The organism is Vibrio sp. 1-Bac 57 (assembly GCF_037546855.1).
GTDB lineage: Bacteria > Pseudomonadota > Gammaproteobacteria > Enterobacterales > Psychromonadaceae > Psychromonas.
In genome coordinates this window covers 1-1,625 of record NZ_JALAAC010000085.1, presented here as the reverse complement: position 1 = coordinate 1,625, position 1,625 = coordinate 1, and the positions used below count along the sequence as shown (strand labels likewise).

Below are 1,625 nucleotides of genomic sequence, written 5' to 3'. Positions count from 1 at the left end.
AATGTCCTTATATGGGTAGGGGTCGGCGTAGCCGAAAACAAATATTTAAGCGCGTTAGCCGGCATTACTCTTTTTCTTTTAGATCCCAAATAGAGGGCTACCGGCTTAAGGAGTGAGTTGGAGGACTAAGGGAAATAACTTGTGGTAAACGTCTTTTTGTTTTCCCCAGGTTATTCCTTGATATGACGTAGTCATAAGTCCTCTAACTTGAGCGACTACCCCAAGGTCATTCATTAGACTGACTCTATTTGAATAAATCCATTTGAATTTCACCAGTGATCATTCCCTCTATTATTTCTGACTGAGTCATCCCTTTGGTTTCCGCCATGAGTTTAAGCTTTGATGCTACGTTCTTATCCAATGTTAGCTGAATAGACTTTTTATTTGTTTGGTTAATTCTTTTTCTACGGGCTGAGATGGCATTATTTAAACGTTTTAAACCGACTTCATTAAGCATTTTTCTAATGTGTGTTACGTCCTCAAACATAGACCCATATCGATCCATTTTAAACGCATGTTCAACGCCTTTAAAATCAATCCATACACCACTTGAGTCACCTTTTTTAAATTGTGTTTTAAACCATTCAGATTGGTATTCAAAAAACTGTTCATCATCAATAATTTTCATTTGCTATCTCCTTGTATATGACTCAGTCATTATACCATAAAATCTATTTCTGACTAAGTCATATCCACCTTTCTTGCATATTTTTTTAACAGGTTTAAGATTGAATGGGTTTCTTTTTACGAAGTAAAAAGCCAGCAGACACAGAGGGGGCGCTTCGCACCTATCCCTCTTTGCTGGTTGGGGAGCCCCCAAACCCCTAAATGACCAAACCTTTATTAAGAATATGACAGTTATGACTAAGTCAGAAAAGAGAGAAAAGAAAATATCTATACGTGTTTCCGATTCTGAAAAATCAGATCTTTTGGCTCGTTGTGGAGGATCTGAATTAGCTGTTTGGATGCGTGAAACTTGCCTTGCTCAAAAGCCAAAAAGAAAGCCTAATTATCCAAATATAGATCCACAACTTTTGTACCAATTATCTGGTATTGGCAACAACATCAATCAGATTGCCCGACACTTAAATTCAAAAGATTTTAACCCTATTGATAAAGTAAAAGTTATTTCGATTCTTCAATCGATGGCTGAAAATATTGAGCTTATAAAAGAGCAGAATAGGATCGATCATGATCGTTAAATTTTTTAATCGAGGCACCGGTGGTGGTAATGGCCCAGTTGATTATCTTTTAGGAAAAGACCGTAAAAGAGAGGGGGCGACGCTGGATCAAGGGGATTGTGACTCAGTCATAAACTTAATTAACTCATGCGACTTTAAACAGAAATATAAAAGTGGGTGCTTATCTTTTGAAGAGCGTGACCTTTCAAAAGCCAACAAAGATAAAATCATGGCGGAATTTGAAAAGGTATTGCTCCCTGGTCTTGATAAAAATCAGTATTCCATTTTATGGGTAGAGCACAAAGATAAGGATCGTTTAGAGCTTAATTTTGTTGTGCCTTGTGTCGAGCTAACGACAGGAAAAAGGTTGCAGCCATACTATCACCCTATTGATTGTAAGCGCCTTGATGTCTGGAAAAGATGTATTAATACCATGTTACATTT

3 protein-coding genes are annotated in these 1,625 nt (G+C 37.2%); 2 read left to right on the top strand and 1 reads right to left on the bottom strand.

The window, feature by feature from the left end; translation table 11 throughout:
• Positions 1 to 244: 244 nt before the first annotated feature.
• On the bottom strand, positions 245 to 628 hold the full coding sequence (locus MT391_RS20585) for a RepB family protein (protein ID WP_499499953.1): 384 nt from the start codon (positions 626 to 628) through the stop codon (positions 245 to 247).
• A gap of 232 nt (positions 629 to 860) precedes the next feature.
• Between MT391_RS20585 and MT391_RS20580 the strand changes: the two genes are divergently transcribed.
• Positions 861 to 1,202: a MobC family plasmid mobilization relaxosome protein gene (locus MT391_RS20580; protein ID WP_499442855.1), complete on the top strand. Its 342-nt coding sequence runs from the start codon at positions 861 to 863 to the stop codon at positions 1,200 to 1,202.
• Positions 1,192 to 1,625 (top strand): relaxase/mobilization nuclease domain-containing protein (locus tag MT391_RS20575; RefSeq protein ID WP_499499951.1); only part of this gene is annotated, 434 nt, incomplete at its 3' end. The genes MT391_RS20580 and MT391_RS20575, both read left to right, overlap by 11 nt.